This window comes from Falsiroseomonas oryziterrae (assembly GCF_021864505.1).
Lineage (GTDB): Bacteria > Pseudomonadota > Alphaproteobacteria > Acetobacterales > Acetobacteraceae > Falsiroseomonas > Falsiroseomonas oryziterrae.
Genome location: NZ_JAKJIB010000652.1, coordinates 1 through 833, shown reverse-complemented (window position 1 = coordinate 833; position 833 = coordinate 1). Strand labels below are relative to the sequence as shown.

Genomic DNA, 833 nt, shown 5'->3' with positions numbered 1-833 from the left:
CGCGTTGCCGATCCGTCGCGCCATGCTCGGTGCCGGCCGGCGCGAGGCGTCGCTGCTACTGCCCTTCGCCGCCTGGGGCCTGCCGCGCGCGACGCTGGATGCGGCGCTGCTGGAGGCCGCGCGGGGCTGCGGCGCGGAGATCCGCTGCGGCACCGCGGTGCGCGACGTCGGCGCCGAGGGTGACACCTGGCGGCTGCGGCTGGCGGATGGCGAGGCGATGCGCACCGGCGCGCTCGTGCTCGCCACGGGAAAGCACGAGCTGCGCGGGATGCGTCGCGCGGCGTCCGGCGGCGCCATCGGCGTGAAGCTGCCGCTTTCCGGCACGCCGCCCGAAGGCGCGATCCTGCTGCTGGCCTGTGCCGGCGGCTATGCCGGGCTGCAGCCGCGTCCGGGGGGTGGCGCCAATCTCTGCGCCGCGCTCGACCCGCGCGCACCTGGCGTGGCGGAGGCGGCGCGCTGCGCGTCGGGCTTCATCGCCCATGTCGCGGCCGGTTCGACGCTCGCCGAGCGGGCGCTGCGCGACCTGCGGCCCGCGGTCGGGCGGCCCATGACGGTGGCCGGCGTCCCCTATGGCTATGTGCACCGGGGCGGCGGGCCGTTGCGTGTCGGCGACCAGCTCTCCGTCATCCCCTCCTTCTGCGGCGACGGCGTCGCCATGGCGCTGTGCTCGGGGCTGCGGGCGGCAGATGCGCTGCGTCGTGGCGAAGCCGGCGCCGCGCATCACGCGCGCTGGGCGGCGGAGGTGCGCGGCGGCATGCGCCTCGCGGGCTGGCTGGCGACGCTGACGGGCCGTGCGCCCTGGCTGCTCATCGGTGGCGCGGCGCTTGCCCCGC

1 protein-coding gene is annotated in these 833 nt (G+C 77.9%); it reads left to right on the top strand.

What is annotated here, in order from left to right; all coding sequences use genetic code 11:
• Nucleotides 1-22 precede the first annotated feature (22 nt).
• Nucleotides 23-833 (top strand): NAD(P)/FAD-dependent oxidoreductase (locus L2I40_RS23885; protein WP_237217831.1); only part of this gene is annotated, 811 nt, incomplete at its 3' end.